Origin of the sequence: Listeria cossartiae subsp. cayugensis, from assembly GCF_014229095.1 — a bacterium.
GTDB lineage: Bacteria > Bacillota > Bacilli > Lactobacillales > Listeriaceae > Listeria > Listeria cayugensis.
Genome location: NZ_JAARZC010000001.1, coordinates 934,052 through 952,515, shown reverse-complemented (window position 1 = coordinate 952,515; position 18,464 = coordinate 934,052). Strand labels below are relative to the sequence as shown.

The 18,464-nt window shown below is 36.9% G+C and carries 21 protein-coding genes; 12 read left to right on the top strand and 9 right to left on the bottom strand.

The features are described from left to right. Positions 1-156 precede the first annotated feature (156 nt). The 5 genes from tig to HCB49_RS04860 all read right to left on the bottom strand — a co-directional run bounded on the left by tig (position 157) and on the right by HCB49_RS04860 (position 4,284). Entirely contained in the window at positions 157-1,440 is a 1,284-nt protein-coding gene (gene tig / locus HCB49_RS04880; RefSeq protein ID WP_185604267.1) for a trigger factor, read from the bottom strand. A 114-nt stretch (positions 1,441-1,554) separates the two neighbouring features. Beyond that, the gene (locus HCB49_RS04875) at positions 1,555-2,493 is read right to left on the bottom strand and encodes a hypothetical protein (RefSeq protein WP_185604266.1); all 939 of its coding nucleotides are present in this window, start codon (positions 2,491-2,493) and stop codon (positions 1,555-1,557) included. Positions 2,494-2,759: 266 nt separating this feature from the next. Next, entirely contained in the window at positions 2,760-3,413 is a 654-nt protein-coding gene (locus tag HCB49_RS04870) for a hypothetical protein (protein WP_185480012.1), read from the bottom strand. Between the two features lie 16 nt (positions 3,414-3,429). Continuing rightward, positions 3,430-3,963: a matrixin family metalloprotease gene (locus tag HCB49_RS04865; protein ID WP_003738804.1), complete on the bottom strand. Its 534-nt coding sequence runs from the start codon at positions 3,961-3,963 to the stop codon at positions 3,430-3,432. 105 nt (positions 3,964-4,068) lie between these two features. Beyond that, entirely contained in the window at positions 4,069-4,284 is a 216-nt protein-coding gene (locus tag HCB49_RS04860) for a helix-turn-helix domain-containing protein (protein ID WP_003736439.1), read from the bottom strand. 150 nt (positions 4,285-4,434) lie between these two features. On the opposite strand from HCB49_RS04860, the gene HCB49_RS04855 reads away from it, so the two are divergent. The 4 genes from HCB49_RS04855 to HCB49_RS04840 all read left to right on the top strand — a co-directional run bounded on the left by HCB49_RS04855 (position 4,435) and on the right by HCB49_RS04840 (position 8,260). Next, positions 4,435-4,830 (top strand): helix-turn-helix domain-containing protein, encoded by a 396-nt coding sequence (locus HCB49_RS04855; RefSeq protein WP_185604265.1) that lies wholly within the window; start codon positions 4,435-4,437, stop codon positions 4,828-4,830. A gap of 80 nt (positions 4,831-4,910) precedes the next feature. Next, entirely contained in the window at positions 4,911-6,050 is a 1,140-nt protein-coding gene (locus tag HCB49_RS04850; protein ID WP_185480014.1) for a PrsW family glutamic-type intramembrane protease, read from the top strand. A gap of 148 nt (positions 6,051-6,198) precedes the next feature. After that, complete coding sequence (gene proB / locus HCB49_RS04845; protein WP_185604264.1) at positions 6,199-7,020, top strand: glutamate 5-kinase; 822 nt, start codon at positions 6,199-6,201, stop codon at positions 7,018-7,020. Beyond that, positions 7,013-8,260, top strand: coding sequence for a glutamate-5-semialdehyde dehydrogenase (locus HCB49_RS04840; RefSeq protein ID WP_185604263.1), 1,248 nt, complete (start codon positions 7,013-7,015; stop codon positions 8,258-8,260). The genes proB and HCB49_RS04840 overlap by 8 nt, the downstream gene beginning before the upstream one ends. Positions 8,261-8,283: 23 nt before the next feature. Here the strand turns inward: HCB49_RS04840 and HCB49_RS04835 are convergent, their stop codons facing one another. Beyond that, entirely contained in the window at positions 8,284-9,198 is a 915-nt protein-coding gene (locus HCB49_RS04835) for an alpha/beta hydrolase (RefSeq protein WP_185604262.1), read from the bottom strand. 188 nt (positions 9,199-9,386) lie between these two features. On the opposite strand from HCB49_RS04835, the gene HCB49_RS04830 reads away from it, so the two are divergent. Continuing rightward, positions 9,387-9,851: a hypothetical protein gene (locus tag HCB49_RS04830; RefSeq protein WP_185604261.1), complete on the top strand. Its 465-nt coding sequence runs from the start codon at positions 9,387-9,389 to the stop codon at positions 9,849-9,851. A 35-nt stretch (positions 9,852-9,886) separates the two neighbouring features. On the opposite strand, the gene HCB49_RS04825 is transcribed toward HCB49_RS04830, so the two are convergent. After that, positions 9,887-10,348 (bottom strand): NUDIX hydrolase, encoded by a 462-nt coding sequence (locus HCB49_RS04825; protein WP_185604260.1) that lies wholly within the window; start codon positions 10,346-10,348, stop codon positions 9,887-9,889. A gap of 116 nt (positions 10,349-10,464) precedes the next feature. Between HCB49_RS04825 and treP the strand changes: the two genes are divergently transcribed. Beyond that, the gene (treP, locus tag HCB49_RS04820) at positions 10,465-11,949 is read left to right on the top strand and encodes a PTS system trehalose-specific EIIBC component (protein ID WP_185604259.1); all 1,485 of its coding nucleotides are present in this window, start codon (positions 10,465-10,467) and stop codon (positions 11,947-11,949) included. A 17-nt stretch (positions 11,950-11,966) separates the two neighbouring features. Continuing rightward, positions 11,967-13,613, top strand: a complete 1,647-nt coding sequence (gene treC, locus HCB49_RS04815) for an alpha,alpha-phosphotrehalase (RefSeq protein WP_185604258.1) — start codon at positions 11,967-11,969, stop codon at positions 13,611-13,613. Positions 13,614-13,643: 30 nt separating this feature from the next. Here treC and treR read toward each other — a convergent pair whose 3' ends face one another. Further along, positions 13,644-14,357 (bottom strand): trehalose operon repressor, encoded by a 714-nt coding sequence (gene treR / locus HCB49_RS04810; RefSeq protein WP_185480020.1) that lies wholly within the window; start codon positions 14,355-14,357, stop codon positions 13,644-13,646. A gap of 151 nt (positions 14,358-14,508) precedes the next feature. Between treR and HCB49_RS04805 the strand changes: the two genes are divergently transcribed. From HCB49_RS04805 to HCB49_RS04795, 3 genes are all read left to right on the top strand, one after another. Next, entirely contained in the window at positions 14,509-14,646 is a 138-nt protein-coding gene (locus HCB49_RS04805; RefSeq protein WP_003723553.1) for a hypothetical protein, read from the top strand. Between the two features lie 330 nt (positions 14,647-14,976). Next, positions 14,977-15,822, top strand: coding sequence for a YitT family protein (locus HCB49_RS04800; protein ID WP_185391223.1), 846 nt, complete (start codon positions 14,977-14,979; stop codon positions 15,820-15,822). A gap of 66 nt (positions 15,823-15,888) precedes the next feature. Beyond that, positions 15,889-16,083, top strand: coding sequence for a hypothetical protein (locus HCB49_RS04795; RefSeq protein WP_185391222.1), 195 nt, complete (start codon positions 15,889-15,891; stop codon positions 16,081-16,083). A 39-nt stretch (positions 16,084-16,122) separates the two neighbouring features. On the opposite strand, the gene HCB49_RS04790 is transcribed toward HCB49_RS04795, so the two are convergent. After that, the gene (locus tag HCB49_RS04790) at positions 16,123-16,782 is read right to left on the bottom strand and encodes a Crp/Fnr family transcriptional regulator (RefSeq protein WP_185391221.1); all 660 of its coding nucleotides are present in this window, start codon (positions 16,780-16,782) and stop codon (positions 16,123-16,125) included. A gap of 203 nt (positions 16,783-16,985) precedes the next feature. Between HCB49_RS04790 and HCB49_RS04785 the strand changes: the two genes are divergently transcribed. Then, positions 16,986-18,191: an MFS transporter gene (locus HCB49_RS04785; RefSeq protein WP_185604257.1), complete on the top strand. Its 1,206-nt coding sequence runs from the start codon at positions 16,986-16,988 to the stop codon at positions 18,189-18,191. Next, positions 18,188-18,433: a hypothetical protein gene (locus tag HCB49_RS04780; RefSeq protein ID WP_185604256.1), complete on the top strand. Its 246-nt coding sequence runs from the start codon at positions 18,188-18,190 to the stop codon at positions 18,431-18,433. The genes HCB49_RS04785 and HCB49_RS04780 overlap by 4 nt, the downstream gene beginning before the upstream one ends. Positions 18,434-18,464: the final 31 nt, after the last annotated feature.

Here is an 18,464-nt window from a genome sequence, read left to right as displayed (position 1 = left end):
TGCATATAGGCGACTTTTTCATCCCCTATGTGTGTTAATAATATCATTTGTTTATTAGAAATGCCAATCATCTGTATTCATATTTCTACATTCAGAAGGACACGAGTATAACTCATGTCCCCCATTTTTTAATGAAATTATTGAATCAATCGAAGCTTATTTTTCCACAGCGCTATCTAGTAATACGTCGATAGCTTTACGGATTTTAAGGTCAGATTTAAGTTCGCTCATATCGCCAAGTGCAGCACGAACAGCGTCTTTTTCCATGCCATATTTTTCAGCTAATGTAGAAATTTCTTCATCAATAGCTTCTTCAGTTGGCTCAATGTTTTCAGCTTCAGCAATTGCTTCAAGCACTAGGTTCATTTTCACGCGTTTTTCAGCGTCTTTTTCCATTTGTGCGTGCATAGCTTCTTCTGTTTGGCCAGTGAATTGGTAATATAATTCAGGAGTTAGACCTTGTGCTTGTAAATCTTGTGCGAAGTGATTCATTAAATGATCCGCTTCATGGTGAATCATTGCGTGTGGAATGTCCACTTCTGCATTTTCAACAGCTTTCGCAATAACTTCTTCTTGTTTCGCTTGAGCAACAGATTCTTCTTTCGCTTCTTGTAAACGTTTAGAGATTTTTTCTTTTAGTTCATCTAAAGTTTCTACTTCTTCGTCAATGTCTTTTGCAAGTTCATCGTCAAGAGCTGGAACTTCTTTTGTTTTGATTTCGTGTAATTTCACTTTGAAAACGACAGGTTGTCCAGCTAAATCTTCCGCATGATATTCTTCAGGGAAAGTTAACTCGATGTCTGCTTCGTCGCCAGCTTTTAAGCCAACTAATTTTTCTTCAAAACCAGGAATGAATTGTCCACTTCCAAGTTCTAGAGAATGGTTTTCAGCTTGTCCGCCTTCGAAAGCTACGCCGTCTTTGAATCCTTCAAAATCAAGGATTACAGTGTCGCCGTTTTCAGCTGGAGCATCTTCTTTAACAACTAACTCAGCTTGACGCTCTTGTAATTGTTTTAGTTCAGCTTCTAATTCTTCTGTTGTAAGTGCAGTTTCGCGTTTTTCAACTTCAAGACCTTTGTAGTCTCCAAGTTTCACTTCAGGTTTTACAGTAACTTCTGCAGTTAGAACCCAAGTTTCGCCTTTTTCCATAGACTCGATGTTTACTTGAGGAGTGTCCACTGGATCAATTCCAGCTTCGTCAATTGCTGCAGAATATACTTCTGGAAGCAAGATATCAAGTGCATCTTGGAAAAGTGCTTCTTCACCAAAACGTTGGTTGAAAATTTGACGTGGAACTTTCCCTTTACGGAAGCCTGGTACGTTAAGAGTTTTGCGTACTTTCACGAAAGCTCTATCTAGACCTTCTTTTACTTTTTCTTGTTCAATTTCAAAAGTAAGTTTTCCAACATTACCTTCTTGTTTTTCCCATTTTACTGACATGGTATAATTCCCTCCATCATCTATTTAGTTCAATTTAATTACTCTCATGACAAGTTTCAGCCATACTCACTAATAATAACACAGATATCCCTGACTTGAAAACAACAAATATCATTATATAAAATAATTTTGCTGCCTGATTTCTAACTCTTCAATAATAGAAATAGCTTCTACCACCGCTAAGTGATTCACATCATCCGAAATAACACTATTATCACCATACATCGCATTCGCCCATTTGTAATAAGCATTCACCCAAACATCCACTTCTTTTGGTTCTAATTCAAAAGGATAGAGCATAAATAAATGTTGTTGAATAATTCCTAGCACTTGCTCTAAAAGGCTCGGATTACTATGTTCAAGCATCTCCGCAAGGCCAGCAAATAAGGCTTCTGCAAATTTATTCTCCGCAAGCATCGGCACAAGGCTCGGATTAAACGTACCTTCCTTCTCTACTTTGCGAATTTTAAATTCTTCATTTATTTCTTTTTCTTGCATTAACTCAAAAATCATCGACTGCACAAACGGCGAAAAATGATCATCCGCTAGAAAATCTCTAAACGCTGGTAAAAAGGTATCAATTTCTAAAAATCGCGCTTCTTGTAAAAACTCCAATTGCTCCGCTGTTTGCCAAGATGCGAACTCACGAATATCTTTTCTCGGGATAAATTGTTTTGGAAATGGAATAACGTTGTCAGCAACTTCTTCTGTCGCTTCCTTTTTTTCTTCTTCCATATAATGCCGAACTAAGGTGAAGTACGTATCCATATTATCTTCTTTCATAAAAGTTACAGATAGTTCGCCAAGTATATCCTTATTATAGCCATTCATCGTCAAAAAGTTTTGACCCATTTCTTGCGCTTTCTTCGTCTTATCCGTCTGATTATAAAATTGAATTAACTTATGTACAATTTCCTCGTTGCAAGGTTCTTGATGATACGCATTTTCCAAATAATGTAGCGTACTCATTTTTTCTTCTTCAGACAACGAGGTAATCCCTTTTTCCAGAAATTTTTTAACGCTCATTGGAAAAAAAGCACCACTATCACTCATCGTTTTATCTCCTTTTATTTGAAAAAGCTTTATTTATACTAACTGGATTTACCCATATTGTTAAAATTCTAACCATTTTTAGTGTAAAAATGATGATTTGGTTCATTCTACTTGTTATCGTCTAGTTCTGTCAAGTGGATTTTGTGGTACTTTTTTGCGAGAAATTGGCTGGAATAAGCTTGGTTTCGCTACAACATTTTTATTTGTACGCAAAAAGAAAGACCTCGATTTTATACCGAAGTCCTTCACTTTTCGAGTAGCTTTAATTATTCACTGTATTCCGTTAATACGTCTTGATAAATATCTTGATATATTTCTTCGATGTCACCCGTTTCTTCCGCTTTTTCTCCGTCATCTAGGAATAATTCATTTTCAGCTAATTCCTCTACTGGGAATTTACTTATGATTGCATTTGAAAGAACATAATTGTCTCCATCTGGATTTTTCTCTAAAAATAGCGTATATTCTTCGCCTTTTTCCATATTTTTATATCCGTCGATTGTTAAATCATATTCTTTGCCATCGACAGCAACATTTTCTACGCTATACTCCATCACTTTAATGGTCATATTCTCTTTCAATTTTCCAGTTTTATCTTTTTCGATACTATTGATTTGCACTTCACTCATCGTATAGAAATCTGTTGGGAAAATATTTTCTTTTGTTTCTTTCGTTACCGTTGCTTTTTCGGATTTTTTCGTGACTTTGACGATAATCGGTGCGTCTTTTTCTAAATCATTGATGTTTTCAGCGAGTTCGAGGTATTTTCCGTGATAGGAAACGACACCATTATTTGGTTTAACTTGTTCGGATTCAGTTTGTTCTGTTGTTGGTTCTTCTTTCACACTTTCGTTATTGGAACAGGCTGTTAAGACGCTTAGACTTGCTAGGCCAATAATAATGATAAGTTTTGTTTTCATTTTTTAATCCTCCTTTTTACTTGTACATGGCTTTAATGCCGTTATAATCATCTGTTTGTGGTTTTGTTTTATTAATGAAACCTTTATCTAGCATAATTGCGTTTCTTGTTTTGACGTGTCCTAAGCCAAATCCGTGACCAAATTCATGGATAACTGTTTCGATTTTGTGATTGTTCGATAGTGAGCGAAAACCCTTATAAAGAGTAATCTCATTCTTTGCAACTAATTTATTGGATTTATAGTAGGTTGTATTGCAAATAGCAAGCACATCCCCTTTGTTCGTTGCTGAACTACTAACGGTAAAATGAGGTTTCACATCATTTCCCATACTAACTGTGTTTAAATACGGCGAAGGATTCCACGCTTTGGCTCCGTTAATAATAACGCTCTTAAAACCTTTCGCGGATCCATTGATATAAATCTTAAAGTTTTTCGCGCTCGCTTTTGTCATGACATAGCCCTTCTTCGTATACGCATCCGCATTAGTTGGTATGAATAACGCAACTAACACCATACAAATTAGAAACCCTACTAATGTTTTTTTACTCATGTTGTTATCTCCTTTTTTATATTTTTCACACGTTATGTGTGCATTAACCCTAAACGTTTGCCTTGAATTCATTTTATTTAGTTAGCAACTTTATCCCGTGTCCGTTTATTCGTAAAAGAAATTTAGTTCGCACATTAAGATTTCACTCAAGATAACCGCATTTTTGTGAGAAAGTCTAACAGTGCCTTTTTCTATGTTGCTGTAACCTGATGTGTACTTATAACCCATCCGCCTTGCAATGAAAGCTTGCGTGATTCCCCGTTCCAATCGTAAGTCCCGAATTTTGGCCGTATTGATTTTTCTGCTGTCTACTGTTTTCATGTCATCTTCTCCTTATCTACACATTTTGAGTTGTTAATACAATATTAACAACTCAAAAAGAGTATGTCAATCGCAAAATAATGCGTTCTGTGTTAAAATATAGCTAAATTGTGTAAGATATTGTATAATCAAACAAAAAGGAGTGAAATCATGCCAAAATTAAGTAATAGACTTACACTACTTCGAGAAAAGCAAGGATGGTCAAAAGCAGAAACTGCTAGAAGACTCGGTTTATCTGCTCCATCTACATACGGCAACTGGGAATATGGTATTCGTGAGCCAGATTTGGAAATGGTGACACAAATAGCTACTCTTTACGATGTTAGTGTTGATTATTTACTTGGACAACAAAGCATGCCGATGTATGTCCCTAGTGAACTCCAAAATGAAAAAGATATCGGGAAAAGAATGACAAAAATTAGTGAAGACTTAAAACATGAAGATGATTTAAATTTAGATGGACAGCCGCTAAATGAGTCCGCGGCAAATTTCTTAGCAGATTCGATTGATTTCCTTTACGAACAAGCCAAGAAAATAAATGATTAATCCAGCTCGCTCGTTTAACTTTTAGCATTTTTGGGAATAATTAATGGAGTCAAACTAAAAAGCTAAAGGGGGAGTTTCATTTGTCAGAATGGTACTTCAAAAAGAACGAACAAAAAGTTGGGCCTTTTACGAATGTTGAGATGATTGCTTTTTATAGAAAGCAGGAAATTAACGATCATACATTGGTTCAAAAATCCCCTCATCCAGAGTGGGTCGCATTTAAGCAAACAGAATTGCATCAGCATACTGGGAATCACGGGAACTCAGAACTCAAGATAGGCAACCTCTTCTCTGCTGTTTTTAAAAAGCATTCTAAAGAAGAAGGCGAAAAAGTCTTTATTGCTGGAACTAAGTATACAACGCCAGCAACGAGCGATATTCCGCACACTTGGCCACATCCTTGGGTATTCTCCAGAGTTTTCTTAGTATTAATCGTCACGTATTTTTTACTTCTAGCTTGTACATATTTGTTTGAAAATAGTAATACCATACCTGGACTTATGGTTATTGGTTCATTTGCAGTTCCGTTCTCTGTCTTATTATTCTTTTTCGAAACGAATGCTCCTCGGAACATCAGCGTTTTCGATGTTGTAAAGATGTTTTTCATCGGTGGTGTCGCGGCGCTCGTTGCAACACTCGTTATTTACTCCATTATTCCAGTTGGGAAATTAAATTATTTTAATGCCCTTTTGGTTGGCTTTATTGAAGAAACTGGAAAAATGATTATTGTTGCCCTGTTCATTCGTTCGTTAAACTCGAAGTACATTTTAAACGGTTTACTTATTGGTGCCGCTGTTGGTGCTGGATTCGCTGCTTTTGAATCACTTGGTTATGCGTTTAACTATAGTGTCGATGCAGCATTCTTATTCAAAGATATTCATATTGCCGGCGAAACAATGATGAATGTTATCTTTAGCCGTGGTTGGCAGTCAATTGGTGGCCATGTTGTATGGGCTGCAATTACCGGTGCTGCTCTTGTTATCGCTAAAGGAGATCAAAAGCTTGGAATGCACCACATTTTCACAGGAACGTTCTGGAAATGGTTTATTATTCCGATTGCGCTACATTTCGCATGGGATTGCCCGTTCAATCCACTTCCAGCAATCGCGTTTAAACAAATTGTCTTGATCGTTGTTGTTTGGTTCGTTATCTTGCGTCTAATTGGCAAAGGATTAAAACAAGTTTCCGTCATTTCAGCCGCGAGTAAAGCAGCTAAATAATTAAACGAGCCCTAAGGAAATTTCTTAGGGCTTATTTTTTTTGCTAAAAACAAGCTAAATAAAGCTTGAAAACTTGATTCTAATATGGACATATCCGCATTTTCATGTAAAATAGAAGTATTATCTAATTAGCAGAGGGGTCATAGAAATGCGCGAATCTTTGAAAAATAGCAAGAGATTAGTTATTAAGGTTGGTACAAGTACATTGATGTATGGAAATGGCCATATTAATTTACGTACCATTGAAAAATTAGCGATGGTTTTATCCGATTTACGCAACGAAGGAAAAGAAGTTATCCTTGTTTCTTCTGGAGCGATTGGGGTTGGCTGTCATAAATTACAACTTCTTGTACGCCCTACAAGCATTCCCGACCTTCAAGCAGTAGCTTCTGTTGGTCAAAGTGAATTAATGCATATTTATAGTAAGTTTTTTGGCGAATATGGACAAGTCGTTGGGCAGGTGCTACTTACTCGTGATGTGACAGACTTCCCTATTAGCCGCGAAAATGTTATGAATACTTTAGATAGTCTTCTTGGTCGCGGTATTATTCCGATTGTAAATGAAAATGATACTGTGGCTGTAGAAGAATTGGAACATGTGACTAAATACGGCGATAATGACCTTCTTTCAGCAATTGTAGCTAAACTCGTTCAAGCAGATTTGCTGATTATGCTTTCTGATATCGACGGCTTTTATGAAAGTAATCCAACAACTGATCCAAATGCAGTTATGTTCTCTGAAATCAATCAAATTACCCCAGAAATCGAAGCACTTGCTGGGGGCCGAGGTTCTGAATTTGGAACTGGAGGTATGTTAACCAAGCTTTCTGCCGCTTCCTATTGCATGGCTTCGAACCAAAAAATGATTTTAACAAACGGTAAAAATCCAACCGTTATTTTTAATATTATGCAAGGTGAACAAGTTGGAACGTTATTCGCTAGTAAAGAGGAGGAATTTTCACATGACTGAACTAATAAAAAAAGGTAGTGCTGCCAAAGAAGCTGCCCAATTTTTAGCACAGGCAACAACGAAACAAAAAAATCAAGCCTTACTGAATCTAAGCAATGATTTACTTGCACATACTACGACACTTTTACTAGAAAATGAAAAAGATATCCTTCGTGCTCAAGAAAAAGGCACACCAGAAACGATGATTGATCGTCTTCGCCTGACAGAAGAACGCATTAAAGAGATTTCAGAAGCAGTGAAACAAGTCGTCGCGTTGAAAGATCCGATTGGCGAAGTAACGAATATGTGGAAAAATGAAGCCGAATTAACTATCGGAAAAACGAGAGTTCCACTTGGCGTTATCGGCATTATCTATGAATCCAGACCAAATGTTACTGTTGATGCTTCTGTTCTTTGCTTTAAAACTGGGAATGCGGTTATTTTACGTGGTGGTAGTGATGCCATTGACTCTAATAAAGCGCTTATGTCCGTTATTCAAGATTCGATTGAAGCATCTGGCTTTCCTCGTTCTAGCGTTCAACTTCTTGAAGATACTTCTCGAGAAACGGCGCGCGATATGATGCGTTTGAATCGCTTTTTAGATGTCCTTATCCCTCGTGGTGGTGCAAGATTAATTCAAACTGTTCTTGAAAATGCAACTGTACCTGTGATTGAAACTGGTACTGGTAATTGTCATATTTACGTCGATAAAGCAGCAGAAAAACAAATGGCAATCGATATTTTAGTCAACGCCAAATGTTCGCGCCCTTCTGTATGCAATGCGGCAGAAACGTTGCTGATTCATAAAGATGTTGCCCAAGATTTTCTCCCAGCGATGGAAACTGCTTTAAAAGAATATAATGTGGAGCTTCGCGCGGATGAACGCGCACGCGAAATTTTAAATGATTCTAAAGCAGCAACCGAATCTGACTGGGAAGATGAATTTTTAGACTTCATTTTAGCAGTAAAAGTGGTTGATTCCGTAGATGAAGCAATTAATCATATTAATAAATATGGGACAAAGCATTCCGAGGCAATCATTTCTAATGACTATGCAACTGGCCAAGCTTTCCATCAAAAAGTGGATGCTGCCGCGGTTTACATTAACGCTTCCACTCGTTTCACAGATGGCTTTGCAATGGGATTTGGTGCTGAAATAGGTATTAGTACGCAAAAACTCCATGCCCGCGGTCCAATGGGCTTAACCGAACTTACATCAACCAAATATATTATTTTCGGAGATGGTCAAATCCGTAATTAAAAAAGAAGGTAGCCCTCATTTGGCTACCTTCTTTTGGCATTCAACCAATCAATTACATCTTGAAAAACTGTTTCTTTACATAATTCATTCACAAGTTCATGACGCGCATTTTCATAAATTTTGTACGTAACATCCTCTACCCCGGCTTTTTCTAAAGCTAAGGCGATTTTAGGCGTATCTTTTCCGAAGTGCCCCACTGGATCAGCGCTTCCAGAGAGTAGCAAAATTGGCAAGCCTTTCGGGACATTTTCCACGGTTTCTTTTTGCTGACTCACTTTTATTGACTCAAATAGATTGTGGAAAAATCCGCTCGTTCCAACTACTGGGCCACAAAACGGATCTTGTTCATATGCTTCATAAATAGCCACATCGCGCGTTAGCCAACTAAAATTATGATTTTCATTAAAAGGACGATTATAACCCCAAAAAGCTAATTTATTTAGGAAGCCACTTCTTTTCCTATCATCTTTTTTCACGCGTTGTTTCGTTACAATTTGTCCCATTTTTAGTAAAGCGGTTGGTTGTAAGCCACTGCCGCTGAGAATCACGCCATCTACTTGATGTTTCGCCATAAAGGTTCGAATAATAAAACTTCCCATACTGTGCGCAAAAATAAAATAAGGCAAATCTGGATAATTTTCTTTTAAATACGTTCGAACTACGGCTTCATCTTCAATCATGTTTTTAAAACCCGTTTCACCGTCTAAATGACCTAAAGTAGCTTCATCCACAGCTGATTTTCCGAAACCACGATGGTCATCAGCTACAACAATATATCCCGCTTGGTTCAAACGTTTAGCAAATAAATCATATCTAGCTCCGTGCTCCGCCATCCCATGAACAATTTGAACTATGCCAACTGGATTTTCTACCTCATCCCAAATATGTAAATGCAAATCTAGCCCATCGAGAGCTTTTAATTTCATTTGTTTATACATGTGTCTCCCTCCCATTTCATCTTATTATTAGTATACCACCAGAGCCTCTATTTCACTCTTTTCTAAGCTTTAATTAGGACTTTTGTATAACTAGTTAAAAAGTTACAGTTCCAACTATTCATTTATCTTGTTTAGATTGTTCAAATAATCACAATATGTTATAATAGTCCCATAAGGAGATGACACACATGGATAACTGTTTAGCGCAATTACAAATGTATGATTATTTACTAAAAAAATATCGTAACAAAGAGGTTTTTCCTGAGACGAGAATGATTGTTGAAATCGACGGAAAACTTTGGACTGGTGACTTCTTGCAACTAGATGATTGTCATATTATTGAGATTGATTGGGAAGACACTCGTTTTACAAGAATCGAACGCACAAAAGACGCTATCAATGATGAATTTAATGAAAAAGTAACAAATTCCAATGTGAATGTAAGTGAAAATCGCATTGATTCAAAAATTGGCAGCCTAAAAAATATTGAAATTTTATATCAAGAAATTGGTAACTTTGTTCGCCAAGTTGAAAGCTCTGCAACGACTTTAAAACCATTGCTGTACAATGCTTACTGCTTAGATACACGGGTTAAATTACCCTTCTTAGACATTAGCAAAAAAGAAATTACATTAGTATCTTTAACTAATTAAACGAAAATCCGCGAAACTTCCATTTCGCGGGTTTTTTATGTTGTTTGTTCGATATGTTTAATGCTTTTCCTCGAAAGTTGTGTTAATTCCACACCAAGAAATGACGGCAAAATAGTTATCTCCTCTAACTTGTTTAAATCAAACCATTTAAAATTTAGTTCATACGGTTTTTCCTCATTTTGACCAAATGCTTCTGTTTTTGTAAATGTTGCTAATTCAAACAGTTCGCTATCTGGACAAAGGTTCACATAATAATAAAACTCGATACTATCTATTTCTTTCCCGCGATATAAAAAGCGATTTTCAGCAACTATTTTTAAATCGCCGACAACCACTTCCTCTCCCAACTCTTCTTTCATTTCTCGCTTTATTCCATCTTTCGTGAATTCATTTTCAACGGCACCACCTGGGAGCGTCCAGTAGTTTTCTCCTTGATTAGAGTGAAGTAATATTTTGTTTTGATGCGTGATAATTGCCGCGGTTCTAACATGTTTCAATACTATCCCTCCTACTTTTTTATTTTAGCATAAATAAAGTGGTTGCGCTTTCAAGTTATTTATAGTATAGTAATGGCGAACAACTTGTATATACAAGTTAAAAAGGAGGAAGTTTTATGGTTGACTATAAAAAAGATGCAAGCGCTCTTTTAGAATTAATTGGCGGCAAAGAAAATATTTCATCTGTCACACACTGTGCTACGAGAATGCGTTTTGTTTTGCAAGACCCAGATAATGCCGATATTCCGGCAATTGAAGACATTCCAGCAGTAAAAGGGACATTTACACAAGCTGGGCAATTTCAAGTAATTATAGGTAATGATGTAGCTATTTTTTATAATGAATTTTCCAAAATTAGTGGTGTGGAAGGCGTAAATAAAGATGATGCCAAAGCAGACGCTAAGAAAAATATGAGTTTGCTCCAACGTTTGCTTGCTGGACTAGCTGAAATTTTCACGCCGTTAATTCCAGCCATTGTTGTTGGTGGTCTTATTCTAGGTTTCCGTAATGTTATTGGGGATATCAAATTTTTAGAAGACGGGACAAAAACGATTGTAGATGTTTATCCATTTTGGGCCGGTGTTTATAGTTTCTTGTGGCTTATTGGTGAGGCTGTATTCCACTTCCTACCTGTTGGGATTACATGGTCCATCGCGAAAAAAATGGGGACCACACAAATTCTTGGGATTGTCCTTGGTTTAACACTAGTTTCCCCGCAACTGCTAAATGCTTATAGTGTGGTGGAAACAAAAGCTGGCGACATTCCGGTTTGGGACTTTGGGTTTGCTCAAGTACAAATGATTGGTTACCAAGCGCAAGTTATCCCAGCCATTATGGCCGGTTTCTTATTAGCCTATCTTGAAATCTGGCTGCGTAAATTTATTCCAAATGCAATTTCGATGATTTTTGTTCCATTCTTCGCACTTGTTCCGACTGTTCTTGCGGCTCACGTTATCCTCGGACCTATTGGTTGGAAAATTGGCGACGCGATTTCCAATGTTGTTTATGCTGGTTTAACGGGCGGACTTAGCTGGTTATTCGCTGCTTTATTTGGTTTCTTATATGCCCCACTCGTTGTCACGGGACTGCATCACATGACAAACGCCATCGATTTACAGTTAATGAGCCAATTCGATGGAACCAACCTTTGGCCAATGATTGCTTTATCTAACATTGCTCAAGGTTCCGCAGTTCTAGCAATCATTTTCTTACACCGTGGTAATGAAAAAGAAGAACAAGTTTCGATTCCTGCAACAATTTCTTGTTATTTAGGTGTAACAGAACCTGCGATGTTTGGTATTAATTTGAAATACTTATATCCTTTCGTGGCTGCCATGATTGGTTCGGCGATTGCTGCTGTTGTTTCTGTATCAAGTGGTGTTATGGCGAATTCAATTGGTGTCGGCGGTTTACCAGGTATTCTTTCGATCAACCCTAAGTACTATGCAGTTTTTGCTGTATGTATGTTAATTACTATCGTCGTCCCATTCATTCTAACTGTATTATTCCGCAAATATAATATTTTAAACAAAGTAGATACTGCACCGATTCGTACTTTTGGCAAAAAAGAGTACCGTGAATCTGCGAAAACTACCAACTAAAAAGTGAGGCTTCTCTTATGACAAATTTTGCTCAAAAAACAATTTATCAAGTGTATCCAAGATCTTTTTATGATACGACTGGCGATGGTACTGGGGATATTCCTGGTATCACTGCCAAGCTTGATTATTTACAAGAACTTGGAATTGAGATGATTTGGCTGAATCCATTTTATCCTTCTCCGCAAAATGATAATGGTTATGATATTTCTGACTATACGGCTGTTGATCCCCTATTTGGAACAATGGACGATGTTACTACACTTATCAATGAAGCTAAAAAAAGAGATATTGGTATCATGATTGACTTAGTGTTGAATCATACTTCTACTGAACACCCTTGGTTTAAAAAGGCGCTAGCAGGCGATCCATTTTACCGTAACTTTTACTATTTCCGTCAAGCAAAAGCAGATGGCTCTCCCCCAACGAACTGGGAATCCAAGTTTGGTGGTAGTGCCTGGGAAAAATTACCAGATTCCTCGGAGTATTACATGCATTTATACGACATTACTCAAGCAGATTTAGACTGGGCTAACCCACATGTACGCGAAGCTCTTTTTGATGTCGTTAATTTTTGGATTGATAAAGGAGTCGAAGGTTTTCGTTTAGATGTTTTAAATGTCATTGCGAAGCCTAAATTTTTGGAAGATGATTTTGAAGGTGATGGCCGTCGTTTCTATACGGATGGGCCAGGGATTCACACTTATTTGAAAGAGTTGCATGAACGAACTTTTGGTGATAAGCCGATAATTACGGTTGGTGAAATGTCCTCTACTGATATTGACAATTGTATCCGTTATAGTAAGCCAGATGAAAAAGAATTATCAATGGTGTTCCATTTCCATCACTTAAAAGTAGATTACCCTAATGGCGAAAAATGGCGTTTAGATGATGTGAATTTTGCTAACTTAAAAGCCATTTTCCATACGTGGCAAGTAGCGATGTCGGAGGAAAATGGCTGGGATGCGCTTTTCTGGAATAACCACGATCAGCCGAGAGCACTTGGTCGTTTTGCAACTGATCAGCCTGAACATTATTATCACTCTGCCACTCTACTTGGAGCGACAATTCATTTCATGCGCGGGACGCCATTTGTTTATATGGGCGAAGAAATTGGCATGATGAATCCTAAGTTTGAGACAATTGATGATTATGTCGATGTAGAAACGCTCAACCATTTTGATATTTTACAAAAAAATGGGCTTAGCGAACAAGAAGTAATGGAGATTATTAAAGAGCGTTCGCGTGATAATAGTCGGACACCAATGCAATGGGATAACTCTGAAAATGCCGGCTTTACAACAGGCACACCTTGGATAAAAGTAGCTGACAATGCAAACAAAATCAATGTGCAAACAGCCTTATCTGATAAAACAAGCATTTTCTACTTCTATCAAAAATTAATTGCTTTACGTAAAGAACATCCCGTTATTCAAACTGGAGATTACACGCCCTTTCTAACAGAAGAAGATGCTATTATTGCTTATAAACGTTCTAATGAGACTTCTTCCCTGCTCGCTATTCACCATTTTGGAGCCACTCCGAAAAAAATACAACTACCAACCGAATTTTTAAATGCTAGCGTCTTATTATCCAATTATGAACGCCAAGCAATCAGTTCTGAAATAGAGTTAGCTCCTTATGAAACGTTGACTTTAATTCAATAAAAAAAGCCCGAGACTCGTTTCTCGGGCTTTTTAGCGTCTTCTAGCAAAATCGATAAAACGAAATTTATCTAGTCGGTGGCGCGATTCTGTATATTGGAACAGTGTAGTATCTTTTAAAAACACGGTGCTTTTCACGACAACAACATGCGTATCACCGTGTAGCGCTAAGTATTTTTTATCTTCGGCATTGAGAGGCTCAACTGTAATTTCTTTTTGAGCGTAACTGATTTCATAGCCTTTTTCATTTTCTAAGTATTGGTAAAGCGAATCTTCTAAAACCTCATTCGCGATTGGCTCCGTCTTATCTAGCAAGTAATCATAGTCCAAAATCGTTGCCTCATCTTCTAAATAACGCACTCTCAAAATTGCCAAGCACGTTGACCCATGTGGAAGTCCAGCAAAATCGGCAATTCGATCTGGCAAAATTGTACGTTCATTGCGAATGACTTTCGTAGTTGCATTCATATGTTCTGATTTTTGTAGTTCTTTAAAACTAGTTAATCCAGAAACTGGAAATGAATAACGTTCCCGGTCAATAACAACGGACCCTTTACCTTGGAGCTTTTGAATACAGCCGTTTTCAAGCAATAAAACCAGTGCTTTTCTGATTGTTTCACGAGATACCGAAAAACGCTTAGCCAGAACATTTTCACTTGGAAGTAGTGTGCCTGCTGGATAAACGCCAGATGTAATATCTTGCTCTAATTCTAAATATATGTCGAAAAACTTATTTTTCTTATTCAAATTTACTCACCCACCGCTATTGTAGCACATTTGCCCTAAATTGTAACCGAAATTTGCTAACCCGCTTTATTACCAAAATTAGCTGAAATTTGGTACACTAGTAGTAGTAAGGTTTGCACTTGTGTTTTGATTTAAGAGGAGGTATTTTTTTATGACTAAAGTTATTTTAACTATTTTTGCAATTATTGTTCCAGCGTTTCTCGGATTTATACTTGCTTATCAAATCTATAAGAAAAAAACTGCCACTTATATGCCACTAAAAAATGAATTTGTTCACTGGGCAAAGTAAGCGCGAATTAGGGAGGGAAACAAGTTGAAAAAAACAGAAAGCGAAAAACCACTTGTCATCAAAATTGTTATTAGCGTTCTTGTAGGTTTATTTTTACTTAATTTAATGCCATTTTTAGCGATTTTCGGCTAATTACTTTTACTTAAAAAAGGCTTGAAGCTGCTTATTTTTTATGGTATATTGTAAATTGTGTTGAAATGAATAGCAATTTTTTATGGTGAGACAATTAATGACAACGATGTCAGTTAATGCTTTTTTAATAAAAAGACTCCAGAGTGCCTTTTTAGAGGTGTTCTTGGGTCTTTTTTTGTGTGGAAAGGAGAAATGGATATGAAGAATAAAACAGGTTGGAACATCGCAAAAATCGTTACGGGGGCGCTTATTTTCTCGCTCGCTGTCAATATTTTTGCCATCCCGAATAATCTAGGAGAAGGCGGCGTTACAGGGCTAACGATGATGCTTTATTATTTGCTTGGCTGGACTCCAGCTGTCACTACCTTTATTTTTAATGGTATTTTGCTAATAATTGGTTACAAATTTCTTGATCGTATGACAATTGTTTGGACGATTGTCGCTATTAGTTTTACGTCGATCTTTTTACATTTTTCCGAGCCACTTGCTTTTGTAGCAAACCAAACTATTATTGCTGCGATTTTTGCCGGATTAATGATGGGCGTTGGCATGGGGCTAATTATGAACGGCGGCGGAACCACAGCTGGTAGTGCGATTTTAGCGAAAATTGCTAATAAATACCTTGGTTGGAATACGAGTTATGCCCTACTGTTCTTTGACTTACTTGTCGTTATCCCTTCTGTCTTTGTAATCGGTTTTGAAAATATGTTGTTGACGGTCGTTTCACTTTATATTTCGACTAAAGTACTTGATTTCATTTTGGAAGGTTATAATCCTAAGAAATCTGTTACGATTATTTCGGACTATTATGAAGAAATTGCTACGGAAATTGATGCGAGTTTGGAACGTGGTATTACCCTTTTTAACGGTCAAGGTTTCTATATGCGCCAAGACAAAAAAATTCTTTATATCGTGATTAGCCGTGATCAGCTACTACCGCTTACAAAAATCGTCAATAAATATGATGAAAAAGCTTTCTTTATTATTAATGATGTACAAAGTGTGGTTGGTGAAGGTTTTACAAAACAAATTACAAGTGAATAATGTCGTTTAGCTAAAGTTATGTTACAATAATGTGGAAATTATTTTTAATGTAAGTGAGGCGTCCTTATGAAAAGTTCTAAACCGGCTTATTTGGTTTTACTTGTTGTTGGCTTGGTTTTTGTTTTTCTAGGACTATCTAATATTGGAATTTCTATTTTTTGGGATTTTAGCGACTTAGAGAATTTGATGGTTGGCGGTTTGCTAATTATCATCGGACTTATCACACTTAGAATTCGATATTCATTTAAAAAAAGAGGATAGAAAAGCACTGCAATCATCATTTGCAGTGCTTTTCTTCTGTTAAAAAATCACGTTTTCTTGAATAACATCTAATTTTTTAATAATAATATAGCGGTTTTGCATCGTAATGACGCCTTCTTTTTTGAGTTGTTGGAAAATCCGGTTCACGCTGCTCGCTGAATTTATCCCGCAAAAATGACCAATTTCTTCATTACTTACTAGAAAATCAATCAAATACTGCTCTTCCGCTATTTCCACTCCAAAAAGTGTATATAGTTCATAGAGTTGCGTACAAATCGCGCCTAGCTTGCCATTCATCAACATTTGCTGCATCTTTTTAATCGATTGCAAAAGCCGCGTCCGGTAATAATCTTTCACATAAATTTGCAAATCCACATCGCGGTTCACATCTTTCCAAAATCTCACCCGGTCAACTTGGTACAGTTCTGCTGTATCCGACTCCACTCGAATATTAAACGGCGCATTGGCAAATTGGGAATACTCATCTTTTAATAGCGAAATGATATCCATTTTATTAATGTAGTTCAAATTAAACTCCCTGCCATCCCTTGAAATAATGCTTGTTTTAATAATCCCCTTTTTTAGTATGTAGACATAAGAATCTTCAAGTCCCTCGTAGGTTAAATATTTACGTTTTCCTCTTGTGATAACTGGAAAATCATTTGTGCTTACATAATTATTAAGAATATTTTGCTTCATGTTCTTAACCTCCTTTTTGTCCTTCCAGTTAAAGCATATTAATCATACAAAATACTATTCCCTATTTTTTCAACATATGTTATACAAATTTGTATATATCAGAAATAATTACCAAATTAAAAAGTAGACTCTTCCAATTTCCCCTATAATACAGTTTGTCGCTGAGATAAATTACAAATTATATGTAGGAAGGGATTTTATTTATGAAAGAAAAATTGTTTAACAAGGGTTTTGTCTTAATAACATTGATTAACTTTGTCGTTTATCTCGTTTATTATTTGCTTATGGTGATTATCGCCGTTATCGCACAAGAAGAGCTGAATGCATCACTTGGCGAAGCGGGATTTGCGTCTGGGATTTATATTATCGGAACGCTTCTCGCACGGCTTTACATGGGAAAAAAGCTCGAACTGTTTGGCCGTAAGCGTGTGTTAAGGTTTGGGATTTTATTTTTCTTAGTAACGACGCTAGCTTACTTATACATGCCGACAATTGCGATTATGTTCGTTATTCGCTTTTTGAATGGGTTTGCTTACGGGACAACCTCGACAGCCACCAATGCGATTGTTACAGCGTACATTCCTAATTCTCGAAATGGGGAAGGGATTAATTATTATGGTCTTAGTACAAGCCTTGCTGCTGCAATTGGACCGTTTATTGGGATGATTTTACTAAGCAAAACGAACTTTTATACGATTATTATTTTCTCCACGGTGATTGTCTTTTTAACTGCACTACTTTGCTTCTACTTGCCTGTAAAAAATATCGTTTTAACTACAGAACATCGCAAAGCGTTACAAACTTGGACAGTCAAAAGTTTTATTGAAACTAAAGTTATTCCGATTACTTTTATTGCCTTTTTAATGGGGATTTCTTATTCAAGCGTGCTTACATTCCTTGCTTCTTATGCAAGAGAAATCAATTTAGTGAGTGCTGGGACATTTTTCTTTGTTGTTTATGCGCTCGTTATTACCTTCACCCGGCCGATGTCTGGAAAATTATTTGATGCTAAAGGGGAAAAATATGTGATGTATCCGAGTTATCTCTTTTTAGCGGTTGGCTTAGTTGTCCTTAGTACCGCAACATCAAGTCTTGTTTTACTTATTTCAGGTGGCTTGATTGGGTTAGGTTATGGGACGTTTATGTCAAATGGACAAGCTGTTTGTTTGAAAGTTTGCGAGCCTCACCGTATTGGGATTGGCTTATCTACTTACTTTATCGGGCTTGATTTAGGGCTTGGTATTGGGCCTTATATTATGGGAGAAATTCATCATGTGCTTTCATTCCAAGGTATTTACATTATCGCCGGTGCTATCGCATTTGTCTGTGTCTTTATCTACATGTTTTTATCCAGAAAAAAAGTGTCCAGTGGCGCGCAAGAACAACTAAAAGGGAGCGAAGAACTATGAATCAATTATTACTTATTACTGCTGCGGGGTATATCGTAGGTGCTAGAGGAAGCGAAAGTGAACAACGGCAGTCAATTCAGCTGCGCGATGTGTATATTAACAATCCATCGCAACGTTTAATTGATCATTTTGAAAGTATCGAAATTGCGAAAGAGCAGATTATCGGTCATAAACAGTTATCTACGGAAGATGCGAAAAATTTGATTAGTCGTTGGGAAGCTAGTTATTTTACGACATCTTAATAGAGTGGAAGCATTGCGAGTGGTCGCAATG